This is a genomic window from Geodermatophilus nigrescens, from assembly GCF_900129495.1.
GTDB classification, from domain to species: Bacteria; Actinomycetota; Actinomycetes; order Mycobacteriales; family Geodermatophilaceae; genus Geodermatophilus; species Geodermatophilus nigrescens.
The window spans coordinates 1,045,112-1,059,747 of record NZ_FQVX01000001.1 but is presented as its reverse complement, the minus strand read 5'-3'; the positions used below and the strand labels follow the sequence as shown (position 1 = coordinate 1,059,747).

Below are 14,636 nucleotides of genomic sequence, written 5' to 3'. Positions count from 1 at the left end.
TCCGGGATGTTCCACTCCGGGCGTGTCGCGCCCCCACCTGCGTCTTCGCCGGGCCGGTGGCGTCAGGCGGTCCAGGTCCCGGGCCGCGGCTGACCGTACCGACCGCCGTCCCAGCCCGGGTCCCACGGGAACGAGCCGGGCGGGGAGGACCACGTCAGCTGCAGGGCGGGCACGGAGTACTCGGGCGGGCGGCGGTACCAGCGGTTCGCGCCGAAGAGGACCTCCCCCGGGTTCGGGCACTCCTCCACCACCAGGCCACCCCGCACGGCGGGTTCGTCGAGAAGCTCGCCCGGCACCAGGGACCGGCCGAGGACGACCTCGCCGGCGACCGCGTCGAGCAGCGCGTGCGTGGTGGTGGCGCCGAGCCCGACGACGACCAGCTCCGGGTGGCCCAGCCCGAACAGGCCGATCGTGTAGCCGAAGGCCGGCTCGCCCGGCTGCTCGCCGGGACCCACGTACTGCACGGCGAAGCGGGAGCGGCGGATGACGGCGGCGAGGTGGGCGTCCTCCTGGTCGAGCCAGGCGGTGGTCTGCGGGTCGGACGTCATGCCGGAGAGCCTGCGGTCGGGCACCGACAGGACGGCCGGGCGTTCCCCCGGTCGTGGACGGCGGGCGCGCCTGTGGACGGCGGTGCCCAGAACGTCGGTGCCCGGACGTCCGTGCTCAGTCCCCCGCCGCCCCCTCCCCCGCCTGCCGCTTCGCCCGGGCCCGCCGCTTGCCCTCGTGCATCGCCTGGACGCGGGCGACCGGGATGGTGTGGCCCTCCGCGAGCAGGTCCGCCGGCAGCTCCTGCGGGTCGGGCAGCAGCGCCGTCCACGGGTCGCCGTCGCCCAGCCGCCCGGACGCCGTCGTCACCGTGACGTCGCCGGGGCGGACGGCGGCCAGGTCCTCCCACGACACCGGCGCGGACACCGGCAGTCCGGGACGGATCCGCGGGCTGTAGGCGGCCACGATGGTCGAGGAGCCCGAGCGCGTGGAGTCCAGGAAGACGCGGCCGTGCCGGTCCTCCCTGATGTAGGCGGTCGTCGCCACGTCCGGGTCGAGGGCGGCGGCCCGGGCGGCCAGCGCGCGGGTCGCGGCCGCCGCGTCCTCCGGGCCGACGCCGCGCACCGGCACCACGACGTGCACGCCCTTGGACCCGCTGGTCTTCACCGCCCCGGCCAGGCCCGCCGCGTCGAGCGCCTCGCGCACCAGGCCGGCGGCGGCCACCACGACGTCGAAGTCCGCGCCCTCCGGCGGGTCGAGGTCGAGCACGATGCCGGTCGGCGCGGTCTCCGCACCCGCCTGGAAGAAGGGGACGTGGAACTCCACGGCACGCTGGTTGGCCAGCCACAGCAGCGTGCGGCGGTCGTCGCAGAGCACCTGGTGCACCTCGCGGTGCGCACCGTAGGACCAGACCGGCACGGTGCGCACCCAGTCCGGGGCCCCCTTGGCCACGTTGCGCTGCATGAACGGCTCCTGGCCCGGCCGCACCCGCTTGACCGACAGCGGCCGCCCGGCCAGCTGCGGCACGATCCGGTCGGCGAAGCGGTCCAGGTGGTCGACCAGGTCCCCCTTGGTCACCCCCAGCCCGTCACCGAGGGGCTGGTCGAGGCTGGTCAGCCGGACCCCGTCGCGCTCCTCGTCGGCCACCGGGCCACCGTGCCCGCCGGCCGCGCGGCGGGCAAGCGCTCAGACGACGTACGTGGCGCCCGGCCGGACCAGCTCGGCGGCGGGGAACACCGCCTGCGCAGCGGCGAGCTGAGCCGCCGGGTCGACCCAGGCGGGCACGTGCGTGACCAGGAGCCGGCGCACCCCGGCGGCGGCCGCGGCCTCGCCGGCCTGCCGGCCGGTCAGGTGCAGGTCCGGCGGCAGGTCGTCGCGCTCGGGGTGGGCCGCCTCGGCGAGCAGCACGTCGGCGCCCCGCGCGAGGTCGACCACCGCGGCGCTCGGCCCGGTGTCGCCGGTGTAGACGAGCGACGACCCGTGCGCCGTCAGCCGGATGGCGTGGCACTCGGCGGGGTGCGCGGTGCGCGCCGTCCGCACCTCGAACGGCCCGAGGACGGCGGAGACCGGGGTGACGGCGAAGTCGAAGACGTCGGTCAGCGGGGCGCCGTCGGCGTCATACGCCTGCGCCAGCCGGCGGTCGGCCCCGGCGGGCGCGATGAGCGGCACCCGGCGGCGCGAGGAACGGCCCGACCAGCGGTGCCACACGACCATCGGCGCGACGTCGAGGCAGTGGTCGGCGTGCAGGTGGGTGAGGTAGACGGCGTCGATCGAGTCCGGGTCCGCCAGCGCCTGCAGCGCGCCGAACGCGCCGTTGCCGAGGTCGAGGAGCACCCGGAACCCGTCGTGCTCGACGAGGTAGCAGGAGGCCGCCGACGTCGGCCCGGGGCCGCTGCCCGAGCAGCCGACGACCGTGAGCCTCACGGCGTCAGGCTAACGACCGGGCTCAGCGGGCGTGCAGGACGGCGTCGGCCGGGACGGTCAGCACGCCGTCGGCCCAGGTGACGCCGGTGAGGTCGGCGACGACGACGTCCGCCTCGCCGGTGGCGACTGCGCGCTCGCCGATCCCGAGCACGCGGGCCCCGGCGGCGCGGCCGGCGGCGATCCCGGCCGGGCTGTCCTCGACGACGACGGTCTCCGCAGGCTCCAGCCCGAGCAGGCGGGCGCCGATCAGGTACCCCTCCGGGTCGGGCTTGCCGGTCCGCACGTCGCGGCCGGTGACCATCGCGCCGGGCAGCGGCAGGCCCGCCGCGCGCAGCCGGGCGCCGGCCAGGTCGGGGGTGCCGGAGGTGACCACGGCCCAGACGGCGGGCGGCAGCGAGGCCAGCAGCTCGGCGGCGCCGGCGACGGCCGGGACGGTGTGGGCGTCCTCGAGCTCGTAGCGGTCGATCAGCGCGGTCGCGGCGTCCCGCCGGTCGGCGGCGACCAGGTCGGCGACGGTGTCGGCGGCGCGGCGGCCGTGCACCACGGCCATGACCGCCACCGGGTCGAGGCCCTGCTCGAGCGCCCAGCGCGACCACGACGTCGTGACGGCGGAGTCGGAGTCGACCAGGACCCCGTCGTTGTCGAAGAGCAGTCCGCGGGCGGGCAGCGCGATGCTCACGCCCAGAGCTGGCCCTCGAGCGCGGCGGTGGCCTCCTCCAGGGTGCCCGCGTAGGCGCCGGTGGACAGGTACTTCCACCCGCCGTCGCAGACGATGAACACGATGTCGGCCCTGCGGCCCGCGGCCACCTCGCGGTCGGCGACGCCGAGGGCGGCGTGCAGGATCGCGCCGGTCGAGATGCCGGCGAAGATCCCCTCGCGCTCGACGAGCTGCCGGGTGCGGTGGACGGCGTCGTCGGGGCCGACGGAGAAGCGCGAGTCGAGCAGCTCGGGGTCGTAGAGCTCGGGGATGAACCCCTCGTCGATGTTGCGCAGCCCGTAGACGAGCTCGCCGTAGCGCGGCTCGGCGGCGATCACCTGGACGCCGGGCTTGTGCTCGCGGAAGTAGCGCGAGCAGCCCATGAGCGTGCCGGTGGTGCCGAGGCCCGCGACGAAGTGGGTGATCGACGGGAGGTCGGCGAGGATCTCCGGCCCGGTGCCGGTGTAGTGCGCCTCGGCGTTGGCCGGGTTGCCGTACTGGTAGAGCATCACCCAGTCGTCGTGCTCGGCGGCGAGCTCCTTGGCCATGGCGACGGCCTGGTTGGAGCCGCCGGCGGCCGGCGAGCTGATGATCTGCGCGCCGTACATCTGCAGCAGCTGCCGGCGCTCCACCGAGGTGTTCTCCGGCATGACGCAGATCAGCTTGTAGCCACGCTGCCGGGCGACCATCGCGAGCGAGATCCCGGTGTTGCCGCTGGTCGGCTCGAGGATCGTGTCGCCGGGCTGGAGCTCCCCGGCCTTCTCCGCCGCCTCGATCATCGAGATGGCGGCGCGGTCCTTGATCGAGCCGGTCGGGTTGTGGTCCTCGAGCTTGGCCCACAGCCGCACGTCGGACGTCGGCGACAGGTTGGGCAGCCCGACGAGCGGGGTGCCGCCGAGCGAGTCGACGAGGGAGGCGAAGCGGGCCATGCGGGGGCTCTTCCGGGAGGAGGGGTGGGTCGGGGTGGGCGGCGTCAGCAGCCGCCGGCGACCGCCGGGAGGATCGTGACCTGGTCGCCGTCCTTGACGGCGGTGTCGAGCGCACCGGTGAAGCGCACGTCCTCGTCGTTGACGTAGACGTTGACGAAGCGGTGCAGCTTGCCCTCCTCGGTCACCAGGCGGCCCTTGATGCCGGGGTGCTTGGCGTCGAGGTCGTCGACGAGCGCGGCCAGGGTGTCCCCGCTGCCCTCGACGGTCTTGTTGCCGCCGGTGTGGGTGCGCAGGATGGTCGGGATCCGGACCTCGATGGCCATGGCGTGCGGTTCTCCTCGGGAGGGTGGGGACGTGCGGGGACGCCTCGGGGGCGTGGGCTTGCCAGGGGGAACGCCGGTCCGCCGCGGGGGATTCCGTGCCCCGCGGCACAGGAGCCGGGCCGGTCGCCGCTCAGTCGTAGACGACGGTGGTCGGCGAGTGGCCGAACAGGTAGGACTCGACGACCTCGACGTCCTCCTCGCTCACCTCGCCGTCGACGATCCGGAAGCTGCGGAACTCGACCTCGTCGCCCTCGAGCCCGGTGCGGTTCCCGTGCTCCCGCGTGGAGACGAGCACGTAGTGCGCGTTCGGCTCGGAGGCGTAGCTGACGTCGGTGCGCGACGGGTGCGCCTCGGTGGCGGTGTGCGAGTGGTAGATCACCACCGGCTCCTCGTCCCGGTCGTCCATCTCCCGGTAGAGGCGCAGCAGGTCGGCCGAGTCGAACTCGTAGAACGTCGGCGACCGGGCGGCGTTGAGCATCGGGATGAACCGCTCGGGACGGTCGCTGCCCTCGGGACCGGCGACGACGCCACAGGCCTCGTCCGGGTGGTCCTCCCGGGCGTGGGCCACGATGGCGTCGTAGGTCGCGCGGTCGATGCGCAGCACGGGCCCAGTCTAGGTGGCGCCCCCGCGGTGCCGGGACGACGGTCGCCCGACCGGGGCCGGACACCGCGCCGATCCCCACCGGATACGGTGCGGACCCGTGGCGGTCGAGCTGGTCATGGTGGCGGGGGTGCTCGCCGTCGCGCTCCCCGCACTGTGGCTCGGCCTGCGCGGGCTGTCCCGCCGGAGCGGGCACTACAGCAGCGACGTCACCGCCGACCGGGTGTCGCTGGCGCTGCTGGTCGCCGTCCGCTCCCTGACGCTGCTGCTCGTGCTGGCGCTGTCGGCCGTCGTGCTCGTCTCCGCCGTCGGCGCGATGGTGCGCGACCTCGAGCTGCCGAGCCTGGTGCCGGTGTTCTTCGTGCTGGACCTGCTGCTCGCGGCGCTGGTGCTGCTCACCTTCGGGCGTCGCGTGCGGCGGCGACCGCGTCGACCAGCGAGCCCTGCAGCCCGGTGAGCCAGTAGTAGACGGCCAGCTGCTGGCCCTCCTCGCCGGCCGGGTCCTCCGGCGGCTCGGTCTCCTCGGTGACTCCGATCCGCTCGCCGAGCGCGAGCCGCAGGTCGTTGGTGGTGCGCAGCCAGGCGCCGGCCTGCTCGGGGTCCAGGCGCACCTCTCCCCCGCCGGCGGGCAGCGAGGCCCGGACGGCGGCGAGGTCGTCGGTCTTGCCGCCGCGCAGCGCCGTCTCGGTCAGCTCGCGGTAGTCGGCGGCCAGCGCGGGGTCGCTGCGGTGCCCAGCCGGGAGCAGGCGGGCCAGCACCGGGTCGCCGTCGACGTCGTCGGGGTCGGCGGTCAGCAGCTGCTCGAGCTGGTCGAGCAGCATCCCGAGCACGCCGGACTCGGCGGGCTCGAGGCGGGCGACGACGTCGCTGCCCCTGCGGCGGAACGGCCTCATGCGTCCTTCTGGTAGGTGGCCCACAGGCCGTAGGCGTGCAGCCGGCTGGTGTCGTGCTCCATCCGCTCCCGCGGGCCGGAGCTGACCACGGCCTTGCCGTCGTTGTGCACCTGCAGCATCAGCGTGGTCGCCGTCGGCTCGTCGTAGCCGAACAGCTCCCGCAGCACGTGCGTCACGTAGGTCATGAGGTTGACGGGGTCGTTCCAGACGATGGTCACCCACGGGCGGTCGAGGTCCTCGACCTCCTCCACCGTGGGATCGGGCGTCCGTGTCGGCGCGAGCGGTCCGGCCACGCGACCACTCTAGGACGGCGGCCTCCCCGGTCCCCGCGGGTGCGCCCCCGGCGGCCGACCTAGGGTCGGGATCATGCCGACGGGTCCCGCACTCCTCACCGACCGGTACGAGCTGACGATGGTCGCCGCCGCGCTCGCCGACGGCACCGCCGACCGCGACTGCGTCTTCGAGGTCTTCTCCCGCCGGCTGCCGCACGGCCGCCGCTACGGCGTCGTGGCCGGCACCGGCCGGCTGCTGGAGCAGCTGCCCGCCTTCCGCTTCGGCGACGAGGAGCTGGCCACCCTGCGCGAGCAGGGCCTGACCGACGCCCGGCTGCTGGACTGGCTGGCCGACTTCCGCTTCACCGGCGACGTCGACGGCTACGCCGAGGGCGAGTTCTTCTTCCCGCACTCCCCCGTGCTCACCGTGCGCGCGCCCTTCGCCCAGGGCGTGCTGCTGGAGACCCTGGTGCTGTCGGTGCTCAACCACGACAGCGCGATCGCCTCGGCGGCCGCCCGGATGGTCGGCGCGGCGTGCGAGCGGCCGTGCATCGAGATGGGCTCGCGGCGCACCCACGAGCAGGCCGCCGTCGCCGCCGCCCGGGCCGCGCACCTGGTCGGCTTCGTGGCGAGCTCCAACCTGGAGGCTGGCCGGCGCTACGGCGTCCCGACGACGGGCACCAGCGCGCACGCCTTCACGCTCCTGCACGACGACGAGGCCGCCGCCTTCCGCGCGCAGGTCGACACCCTCGGCGTCGGCACCACGCTGCTGGTGGACACCTACGACGTCGTCCAGGGCATCCGCACCGCCGTCGAGGTGGCCGGGCCGGAGCTCGGCGCGATCCGGCTGGACTCCGGCGACCTGCCCACGCTGGCCACCGCCGCGCGCCGCCAGCTCGACGAGCTCGGTGCGGCGAAGACGAAGATCATCGTGACCAGCGACCTCGACGAGTTCGCCATCTCCGGGCTCATGGCCGCGCCGGTCGACGGGTACGGCGTCGGCACCTCGCTGGTCACCGGCTCCGGCGCCCCGACGGCCGGGATGGTCTACAAGCTGGTCGAGCGCGACGGCGTGCCGGTGGCCAAGCGCTCGGAGGGCAAGAACTCCACGGGCGGGCGCAAGTCCGCCGTCCGCCGGCACGACGCCGACGGCACCGCCGTCGCCGAGCTGGTCACCGCGGGCCCGGTCGAGCCGCGCGACGGCGACCGCTCGCTCGTGGTGTCGCTCGTGCGCGGCGGCGCGGTGGTGTCCCCGGCCTCGCCCGCGGAGGCGCTCGCCGCGGCCGCTGAGCACCACCGGCGGGTGCGGGAGGCGCTGCCGGCCGAGGCATGGGCGCTGTCCCGCGGGGAACCGGCCCTGGAGACGGTGAACTCGGGAACGGAGGTCACGCGGTGACGCGCGCACTGGTGGTCGTGGACGTGCAGAACGACTTCTGCGAGGGAGGCAGCCTGGCGGTGGCCGGCGGCGCGGCGGTGGCGGCGGCGGTGACCGCCCACGTACGCTCCGGCGGGTACGACCACGTGGTGGCCACCCGCGACCACCACGTCGACCCGGGCGGCCACTTCGCCGAGCAACCGGACTACCTGGAGACGTGGCCGGCGCACTGCGTCGTCGGCACCGGCGGGGTGGAGCTGCACCCGGCGCTGGACCGCGAGCCGATCGAGGCGGTCTTCGACAAGGGCGAGTACGCCGCCGCCTACTCCGGCTTCGAGGGCCGCGCCGACGGGGTGCCGCTCGCCGACTGGCTGCGCGGGCACGGCGTGGACGCCGTCGACGTCGTCGGCATCGCCACCGACCACTGCGTCCGGGCCACCGCGCTCGACGCCGTCGGGGAGGGCTTCGCCACCCGCGTGCTGCTGCACCTGACGGCCGGCGTCGCCGAGGGCTCGACCGCGGCGGCCCTCGACCAGCTCCGCACCGCCGGCGTCGAGCTGGAGGGCAGCGTGCACGGGGGCCATTAGCGCGACGAAGGCCCCACCCGGGTGAGGCGGGCCACCAGGGAGGTGAGCCGCCCCCGCGAGTGGTCGTGCCCGGTGGCGGGCCCGGAGGGTCCCCGCCGGGTGCGACGGCGGGGCTCAGCTCAGCCGGGGGACGGCACCTGGCCGCGGTGGAGGCCGGTAGGCCGACAGATCACAACGCCTCCAGCACCTCGTCCCTCGTGAAGCCGAGGACCTGCAGGACGGCGTCGAGGTAGGGCTGGTTCAGCGCGGTGTGCGCCTGCTCGCGCACCACCGGCTTGGCGTTGAAGGCGATGCCGAGGCCCGCGGCGTTGAGCATGTCGAGGTCGTTGGCGCCGTCGCCGACGGCCACGGTCTGCTCCAGCGGGATGCCGTGCTCGCCGGCGAAGCGGGCCAGGGCCCGGGCCTTGCCGGCGCGGTCGACGATCTCCCCCACCAGGCCGCCGGTGAGGCGCCCGTCGGCCACCTCGAGGGTGTTGGCGGCGGCGAAGTCCAGGCCGAGCGAGGCGGCCAGCGGGTCGGTGATCTGGGTGAAGCCGCCGCTGACGATGCCGCAGCGGAAGCCGTGCCGCTGCAGCGTGCGGATGAGGGTGCGGGCCCCGGGGGTCAGCTCGAGGTGCTCGCGGACCTCGTCGAGCACCTCCACCGGCAGGCCGGCCAGCGTGGCCACGCGGGCGCGCAGCGACTCGGCGAAGTCGAGCTCGCCGTTCATGGCGGCGGCGGTGATGCGCGCGACCTCGGCGGCCCGCCCGGCGCGGGCGGCCAGCTCGTCGATGACCTCGCCGCGCACGAGCGTGGAGTCGACGTCGAGGACGATCAGCCGCTTGCTGCGCCGGGCCAGGCCCACGGGCTCGACGGCGAGGTCGGCGCCGGTCGCGGTGGCGACGGCGGCGAGCGCGGTGCGCAGCGCGGTGGCCTCGGCGCCGGAGACGGTGAGCTCGAGGGCCGTGACGGGGTGGTCCGACAGCCGCCGGATCGCGTCGATGTTGCCCCCGACGCCGGCGATGGCGGTGGCGGCGCCCGCGACGGCCGACGGCGGCACGGGGCGGCCGAGCAGGGTCACGTGGTGGGCGCGGCCGGGCGCCGCGGCCCGGCGGTCCGACGCCGACTCGACCGCGACCCGCACGCCGGTGGCGGCCTCGACGCCGTCGGCCAGCGTGCCGAGCGCGGCCAGGAAGGCCTCCTCGTCGACCGGCCCGTCCGCGGGCAGCGCCCCGACGACGACGCCGAGCACGAGGTGCCCGTGCACGACGACCTGCTCGACGTCGACCACCTCGAGCGGCGGCACGCCGGCGTCCCCGGCCAACGCGCCGAACAGGCGGGCGGTGACCCCGGGCCGGTCGGCGCCGGTGACCGTGAGCAGCGCGCGCGGTCCGTCGCTGGGGCTGTCCGGCCGGACGCGGGGCGTGGGGTCGAGCGGCACGGCGGTCATCGTGCCGCACCGGTCTGCGGCGCCCGGGCGGTGGTCCCGCGGAACGACGACGCCCCGCCGGCCGGGGCCGACGGGGCGTCGTGGTGACGTGCGATCGCGGTGGCCGTCAGGCGACGGCCGGGCGGGTCAGAACGGGTCGGGGTCGTTCGGACCCTGACGCGGGCCGGTGCCGTTGGCGAGCTCGCTGACCCCGCCGTAGGGCTCGTGCCGCTTGCCGACGTGCGCCTCGGCGTGCAGCCGCTCGATGAGGTGCGGGTAGTGCGCCTCGAACGCCGGGCGCTCCGACCGGATCCGCGGGATCTCGGTGAAGTTGTGCCGCGGCGGCGGCGAGGAGGTGGCCCACTCGAGCGAGTTGCCGTGGCCCCACGGGTCGTCCCGCAGCGCGAGCCGGCCGTACTTCCACGACTTGGCCACGTTGTAGAGGAACGGGATGGTCGAGGCACCGAGGACGAACGAGCCGATCGTCGAGATGACGTGCAGCGTCGTGAAGCCGTCGGTGGGCAGGTAGTCGACGTACCGGCGCGGCATGCCCTGGGTGCCCAGCCAGTGCTGGACCAGGAACGTGGCGTGGAAGCCGATGAACGTCAGCCAGAAGTGCAGCTTGCCCAGCCGCTCGTCCATCATCCGGCCGGCCATCTTCGGGAACCAGAAGTAGATGCCGGCGTAGGCGGCGAACACCACGGTGCCGAAGACGACGTAGTGGAAGTGGGCGACGACGAAGTAGCTGTCGTTGACGTGCCAGTCCAGCGGCGGGCTGGCCAGCAGGACGCCGGTCAGGCCACCGAGGAGGAAGGTGACGAGGAAGCCGATCGAGAACAGCATCGGCGTCTCGAAGGTCAGCTGGCCGCGCCACATGGTGCCGATCCAGTTGAAGAACTTGATGCCGGTGGGGACCGCGATCAGGTAGGTCAGGAAGGCGAAGAACGGCAGCAGGACCGCGCCGGTGGCGTACATGTGGTGCGCCCACACCGTCAGCGACAGGCCACCGATGAGCAGCGTCGCGCCGACCATGCCCTTGTAGCCGAACAGCGGCTTGCGGCTGAACACCGGGATGACCTCGGTGATGATGCCGAAGAACGGCAGGGCGATGATGTAGACCTCGGGGTGGCCGAAGAACCAGAAGAGGTGCTGCCACAGCATCGGGCCGCCGTTCTCGTCGGAGAAGACGAGGGCACCGAGCTGGCGGTCGGCCAGCAGCGCGAGCAGCGCGGCGGTGAGGATCGGGAAGGCCAGCAGCACCAGCAGGCTGGTGACCAGCGTGTTCCAGGTGAAGATCGGCATCCGGAACAGGGTCATGCCCGGCGCCCGCAGGCAGACGATCGTGGCGGTGAAGTTGACCGCGCCGAGGATGGTGCCCAGACCCGAGACGGCCAGGCCCGCGATCCAGAGGTTCGCGCCGGCACCCGGGCTGTGGACCACGTCGGACAGCGGGGTGTAGGCGTACCAGCCGAAGTCGGCCGCGCCGCCCGGCGTGAAGAAGCCGGAGACGAGGATCAGGCCACCGAAGAGGAACAGCCAGTACGAGAAGGCGTTCAGCCGCGGGAACGCGACGTCGGGGGCACCGATCTGCAGCGGCATGATCAGGTTCGAGAACGCGAAGAACAGCGGCGTCGCGAACATCAGCAGCATGATCGTGCCGTGCATCGTGACGAGCTGGTTGTACTGCTCGGGCGAGAGGAACTGCAGCCCGGGCTGGCCGAGCTCACCGCGGATCAGCATGGCCATGAAGCCACCCACGATGAACCAGGCGAACGAGGTGGCCATGTACATCAGGCCGATGGTCTTGTGGTCCGTGGTCCGCAGCAGGTTCGAGAGCCGCGCACCCCGCTGGACCTCGCGAGCCGGGCTGGGCCGGCTCACGATCGGTGCAGGCGCGATCGTCACGGCCGCAGCTTAGACCGACTCGGCGGGACACGTCCGGCCTGCCCGGGCAGGCGCGCCGCCGCACACGGGACCCCTCCGGCGCGACGCAGGGTCACATCATGATCACGATGGTTTCCGCCCTGCTCAGGCAGGGAACAGGAACGTCCGGCTCTGGAGATCCCAGGCCCCGGCCACCAAGGCCACCTGCTCGGGAGGTCCACCGTGGAGATCCTCTGGAACATCATCGTGCTGATCGTGGTCGGCGCCATCGCCGGCTTCATCGCCCGTGCCGTCGTCCCCGGCAAGCAGTCCATGAGCGTCGGGATGACGATCGTCCTCGGCATCATCGGCTCGTTCGTCGGCAACCTGCTCGGCAGCCTGCTCAGCGGACGCGGCTTCGAGCTCGGCACCGCCGGGATCATCGGCTCGATCATCGGCGCCATCGTGGTGCTCCTGGTCTACGTCTTCGCCACGCGCGGACGGGCCCGCGGCACGCGCGTCTGACCCGGTGACGGCCCCCCGCGGGGCCTGACCCACCAGCCCCGGAGGGGCCCGGCCACGTCGGCCGGGCCCCTCCGGCGCGTCCGGGGTCAGGCAGTCCGGGGTCAGGCGGCCCGGGTCAGACGGTCCAGGTGGTGACGTCGACGGCAAGGGTCACCCGGACCCGCGGGCGCAGCCCGGCCAGCCGCCCGGCCAGCTCCCCCGGCGCGAGGTGGCGGGCGTGCGGCCCCATGCCGACGACGGCGGCCACCGCGCGGGCGTCGAGCTCCAGCTCCTCCCGGTGCGCCGCCGCGCCCGCCGGCCGCAGGTGCGGCTCCAGCGAGCCCGACAGGCGCGCCGCCTTGTCCGGGTCGACGCGCAGCAACCCGAGCGGGCCCACCAGCTCGGCGAGGTGGTCGGGCGCGGGGGTGGCCACCACCAGCCGCCCGCCGGGGCGGAGCACCCGCGCCGTCTCCCGGCCGTTGCGCGGCGCGAAGACGACCATGGCCCGGTCGACCGCGCCGTCGCGGACCGGCAGGCGCGCCCAGGTGTCGGAGACGACGGCCATCGCGCGCGGCGAGGCCCCGGCCGCCCGGCGCGCGGCGTACCGCGAGGAGTCGAGCACCACGCCGACCGCCTCCGGCAGCGCGTCGAGCACGCCCGCGAGGTGGTGGCCGGTGCCGCCGCCGAGGTCGAGCACGGACCCGACCGGCCCCTCCCCCGCGGCCACCGCGGCGGCGAGCGCCGCCGTCAGCCCGGCGTAGGTGCCCGCGGCGAGGACCTCCGCCCGGTCGGCGACCATCTCCGCGCTGTCGCCCGACGGCGGCGTGTGCCCCGGCGGCAGCAGCGTGACGTGGCCCTGCCGGGCGCGGTCGAAGGAGTGGCCGGCCGGGCAGCGCAGGCCGGTGTCGGCGGGCAGGGCCGCCAGCGGCGCGCCGCACACCGGGCAGGCCAGCAGCCCCACGGCGCGCGGCGGCCAGGACCGACGGCTCACCGGGCCGCCGCCGTCGCGGGCAGCGCGGGCGGGGGCGGCGCCTCGGCGGCCCGCCCGGGGACCACGGCGACGGCGGCGAGCGCGGCGGCCGCGCCGACCGCGAACGCCGCCCAGTAGCCGGGCCCGCCGTCGACGAGCAGCGCCGCGGCCGGGACGGTGAGCGCCGCCGCCAGGTTCTGGACGGTGTTGTGCGCGCCGAGGGCGCGCCCGGCCCAGGCGCTGCCGGCCTGCTCGGCCACCGAGGTGAAGGCCACGCCGTTGGGGCTGACCGTGGCGACCGCGGCGACGGCCACCGCCGCGGCCGCCACGGCGGGACCGAGGACGCCGGGGGTCAGCGCGGCGACGACGGCGAGCACCCCCACGACGACGGCGACCGCCGCGGCCACCCGGCGCAGCGGCCCGAGCCTGCTGCCCACGCGGTCGGACCACGTGCCCGCGCCCAGCCGCGCGGCCACCCCACCGGCCTGGGAGGCGGCCAGCAGCGTGCCGGCGCCGGCCGCGCTCCAGCCGCCGTCGCGCACCAGCCAGTCGAAGGCGAGCCCCGCGACGGCGAACTGCGGCACCACGAGCAGGGTGCTCGCCGCGTGCACCCGCCACAGCACCGGGCCGCGGTAGGGCGAGGCGGGCCGCGCGGCGCCGGGGGCGCGCGGCGGGCGGGCGGGGTCGCGCACCAGCACGCCGACGAGCACCGCCGTCGCCGCGCAGCCGGCCGCGAGCAGGGCGAGGGCACCGCCGGGACCGTCGCCGGCCAGCCGCGGCAGCAGCAGCCCGGCCAGGCCCACGCCCAGCGGCTGCCCGGCCTGGCGGACGCCCATCGCCAGGCCGCGCTGCTCGGGCGGGAACCAGCCGAGGACGAGGCGGCCGCTGGCGACGTGCACCGAGGCGCTGCCGCCGCCGGCCAGGAGCAGCCAGAGGCCGGTGGCGAGGGCGCCGTCGGCCAGGGCCGCGCCGGTGAGCGCGCCGGCGGCCACGGCCAGGCCGGCGGTGAGCACGAGCCGCTCGCCGTACCGGTCGGCCAGCGCTCCCCAGAGGAGCAGCGTGCAGACCAGCCCCGCGGTCGGGGCGCTGACGAGCAGGCCGACCTGCGGCAGGGTCAGCCCCTCGGCGCGCAGCGCGACGGTGAGGAAGGGCAGGCCGTTCTGCGCCGCGCAGGCGGCGACCAGCCCGGTGAGGCCGACGCCGAGGTGGCGCCAGCGGGCGCGGGGCGGAGCGGCGGGCTCGGCGGCGGGCGTCGTCACCGCGGGACGGGGTGGAACGTGACCCCGGTCAGCGCGCCGGCGTCGGCGACCGCGGTCACGAAGGTGCCGTGCGGCTGGCGGCGGCGGTCGGTGGGCGAGCCGGGGTTGACCAGCCGGAGGCCCGACGGCGTCCCCTCGCTGGGCGCCACGGTGTCCCACGGGATGTGGCTGTGGCCGAAGAACAGGACGTCGGTGTCCGGGAACCGCGCGGCGCAGCGGCGCTCGCGCCCCTTGGCGTCCCCGGTCTCGTGGACGACGGCGATCCGCAGTCCCTCCACCTCGGCCCGGGCGACCTCCGGCAGCCGCTCGCGCAGCGGGCCGTGGTCGTTGTTGCCGTGCACGGCCAGCAGCCGGCGGGAGCGGGCCTCCAGGAGGTCGAGCAGGGCGACGTCGACCCAGTCGCCGGCATGCACGACGAGGTCGGCGGCGTCGATGGCGGCCCAGAGGGAATGAGGTAGGTCACGCGCACGCTTCGGCAGGTGCGTGTCGGCGGTCACCACCAGCGAAACGGCCACGCCGACATGGTCGCAGGGGGCTAGTTTTCGT

The 14,636-nt window shown here is 75.4% G+C and carries 18 protein-coding genes; 4 read left to right on the top strand and 14 right to left on the bottom strand.

The genetic code is table 11. The annotated features are described in order from the left end of the window. Positions 1-62 precede the first annotated feature (62 nt). The 7 genes from BUE37_RS05295 to BUE37_RS05265 all read right to left on the bottom strand — a co-directional run bounded on the left by BUE37_RS05295 (position 63) and on the right by BUE37_RS05265 (position 4,962). On the bottom strand, positions 63-548 hold the full coding sequence (locus BUE37_RS05295) for a DUF4262 domain-containing protein (RefSeq protein ID WP_073419584.1): 486 nt from the start codon (positions 546-548) through the stop codon (positions 63-65). Positions 549-663: 115 nt separating this feature from the next. Then, positions 664-1,632, bottom strand: coding sequence for a DNA polymerase domain-containing protein (locus tag BUE37_RS05290; protein ID WP_073419026.1), 969 nt, complete (start codon positions 1,630-1,632; stop codon positions 664-666). A gap of 39 nt (positions 1,633-1,671) precedes the next feature. Beyond that, positions 1,672-2,409: an MBL fold metallo-hydrolase gene (locus BUE37_RS05285; protein ID WP_073419025.1), complete on the bottom strand. Its 738-nt coding sequence runs from the start codon at positions 2,407-2,409 to the stop codon at positions 1,672-1,674. Positions 2,410-2,431: 22 nt separating this feature from the next. Further along, positions 2,432-3,088 carry an HAD-IA family hydrolase gene (locus tag BUE37_RS05280; protein WP_217651130.1) on the bottom strand — a complete coding sequence of 219 codons (657 nt, stop codon included), beginning with the start codon at positions 3,086-3,088 and terminating at the stop codon, positions 2,432-2,434. Further along, the gene (locus BUE37_RS05275; RefSeq protein WP_073419024.1) at positions 3,085-4,035 is read right to left on the bottom strand and encodes a PLP-dependent cysteine synthase family protein; all 951 of its coding nucleotides are present in this window, start codon (positions 4,033-4,035) and stop codon (positions 3,085-3,087) included. The genes BUE37_RS05280 and BUE37_RS05275 overlap by 4 nt, the downstream gene beginning before the upstream one ends. Before the next feature lie 44 nt (positions 4,036-4,079). Continuing rightward, the gene (locus BUE37_RS05270; RefSeq protein ID WP_073419023.1) at positions 4,080-4,358 is read right to left on the bottom strand and encodes a MoaD/ThiS family protein; all 279 of its coding nucleotides are present in this window, start codon (positions 4,356-4,358) and stop codon (positions 4,080-4,082) included. A gap of 130 nt (positions 4,359-4,488) precedes the next feature. Then, positions 4,489-4,962 carry a M67 family metallopeptidase gene (locus BUE37_RS05265; protein ID WP_073419022.1) on the bottom strand — a complete coding sequence of 158 codons (474 nt, stop codon included), beginning with the start codon at positions 4,960-4,962 and terminating at the stop codon, positions 4,489-4,491. Between the two features lie 97 nt (positions 4,963-5,059). Between BUE37_RS05265 and BUE37_RS05260 the strand changes: the two genes are divergently transcribed. Next, positions 5,060-5,416 (top strand): hypothetical protein, encoded by a 357-nt coding sequence (locus tag BUE37_RS05260; protein WP_073419021.1) that lies wholly within the window; start codon positions 5,060-5,062, stop codon positions 5,414-5,416. On the opposite strand, the gene BUE37_RS05255 is transcribed toward BUE37_RS05260, so the two are convergent. Then, positions 5,355-5,852 (bottom strand): DUF2017 family protein, encoded by a 498-nt coding sequence (locus BUE37_RS05255; protein ID WP_073419020.1) that lies wholly within the window; start codon positions 5,850-5,852, stop codon positions 5,355-5,357. The genes BUE37_RS05260 and BUE37_RS05255 overlap by 62 nt on opposite strands. Then, positions 5,849-6,145: an ATP-dependent Clp protease adapter ClpS gene (clpS, locus tag BUE37_RS05250; protein WP_073419019.1), complete on the bottom strand. Its 297-nt coding sequence runs from the start codon at positions 6,143-6,145 to the stop codon at positions 5,849-5,851. The genes BUE37_RS05255 and clpS overlap by 4 nt, the downstream gene beginning before the upstream one ends. Positions 6,146-6,218: 73 nt before the next feature. Here clpS and BUE37_RS05245 point away from each other — a divergent pair, with 73 nt between their 5' ends. Next, positions 6,219-7,520 carry a nicotinate phosphoribosyltransferase gene (locus BUE37_RS05245; protein WP_073419018.1) on the top strand — a complete coding sequence of 434 codons (1,302 nt, stop codon included), beginning with the start codon at positions 6,219-6,221 and terminating at the stop codon, positions 7,518-7,520. Next, positions 7,517-8,086, top strand: coding sequence for an isochorismatase family protein (locus tag BUE37_RS05240; RefSeq protein ID WP_073419017.1), 570 nt, complete (start codon positions 7,517-7,519; stop codon positions 8,084-8,086). Before BUE37_RS05245 ends, BUE37_RS05240 begins: the two co-directional genes overlap by 4 nt. A gap of 169 nt (positions 8,087-8,255) precedes the next feature. Here the strand turns inward: BUE37_RS05240 and serB are convergent, their stop codons facing one another. Further along, on the bottom strand, positions 8,256-9,515 hold the full coding sequence (gene serB / locus BUE37_RS05235) for a phosphoserine phosphatase SerB (protein ID WP_139252820.1): 1,260 nt from the start codon (positions 9,513-9,515) through the stop codon (positions 8,256-8,258). A gap of 126 nt (positions 9,516-9,641) precedes the next feature. Then, the gene (gene ctaD, locus BUE37_RS05230; protein ID WP_073419016.1) at positions 9,642-11,399 is read right to left on the bottom strand and encodes an aa3-type cytochrome oxidase subunit I; all 1,758 of its coding nucleotides are present in this window, start codon (positions 11,397-11,399) and stop codon (positions 9,642-9,644) included. Between the two features lie 201 nt (positions 11,400-11,600). On the opposite strand from ctaD, the gene BUE37_RS05225 reads away from it, so the two are divergent. Next, positions 11,601-11,882: a GlsB/YeaQ/YmgE family stress response membrane protein gene (locus BUE37_RS05225; RefSeq protein WP_245794289.1), complete on the top strand. Its 282-nt coding sequence runs from the start codon at positions 11,601-11,603 to the stop codon at positions 11,880-11,882. Positions 11,883-11,997: 115 nt separating this feature from the next. Here the strand turns inward: BUE37_RS05225 and BUE37_RS05220 are convergent, their stop codons facing one another. Genes BUE37_RS05220 through BUE37_RS05210 form a run of 3 tightly spaced genes read right to left on the bottom strand, consistent with a single transcriptional unit; the run spans position 11,998 to position 14,605 of the window. Beyond that, positions 11,998-12,822, bottom strand: coding sequence for a putative RNA methyltransferase (locus tag BUE37_RS05220; RefSeq protein WP_073419015.1), 825 nt, complete (start codon positions 12,820-12,822; stop codon positions 11,998-12,000). A gap of 26 nt (positions 12,823-12,848) precedes the next feature. After that, positions 12,849-14,090 (bottom strand): MFS transporter, encoded by a 1,242-nt coding sequence (locus tag BUE37_RS05215; protein WP_073419014.1) that lies wholly within the window; start codon positions 14,088-14,090, stop codon positions 12,849-12,851. After that, complete coding sequence (locus BUE37_RS05210) at positions 14,087-14,605, bottom strand: metallophosphoesterase family protein (protein ID WP_073419013.1); 519 nt, start codon at positions 14,603-14,605, stop codon at positions 14,087-14,089. Before BUE37_RS05210 ends, BUE37_RS05215 begins: the two co-directional genes overlap by 4 nt. Positions 14,606-14,636 lie beyond the last annotated feature (31 nt).

What these genes read in the sequence shown, in the direction of transcription:
- BUE37_RS05245 (WP_073419018.1), top strand. Translation starts at nt 6,219, where the DNA reads ATGCCGACGGGTCCCGCACTCCTCACCGACCGGTACGAGCTGACGATG.
- serB (WP_139252820.1), bottom strand. Translation starts at nt 9,515, where the DNA reads ATGACCGCCGTGCCGCTCGACCCCACGCCCCGCGTCCGGCCGGACAGC.
- BUE37_RS05295 (WP_073419584.1), bottom strand. Translation starts at nt 548, where the DNA reads ATGACGTCCGACCCGCAGACCACCGCCTGGCTCGACCAGGAGGACGCC.
- BUE37_RS05275 (WP_073419024.1), bottom strand. Translation starts at nt 4,035, where the DNA reads ATGGCCCGCTTCGCCTCCCTCGTCGACTCGCTCGGCGGCACCCCGCTC.
- BUE37_RS05270 (WP_073419023.1), bottom strand. Translation starts at nt 4,358, where the DNA reads ATGGCCATCGAGGTCCGGATCCCGACCATCCTGCGCACCCACACCGGC.
- BUE37_RS05255 (WP_073419020.1), bottom strand. Translation starts at nt 5,852, where the DNA reads ATGAGGCCGTTCCGCCGCAGGGGCAGCGACGTCGTCGCCCGCCTCGAG.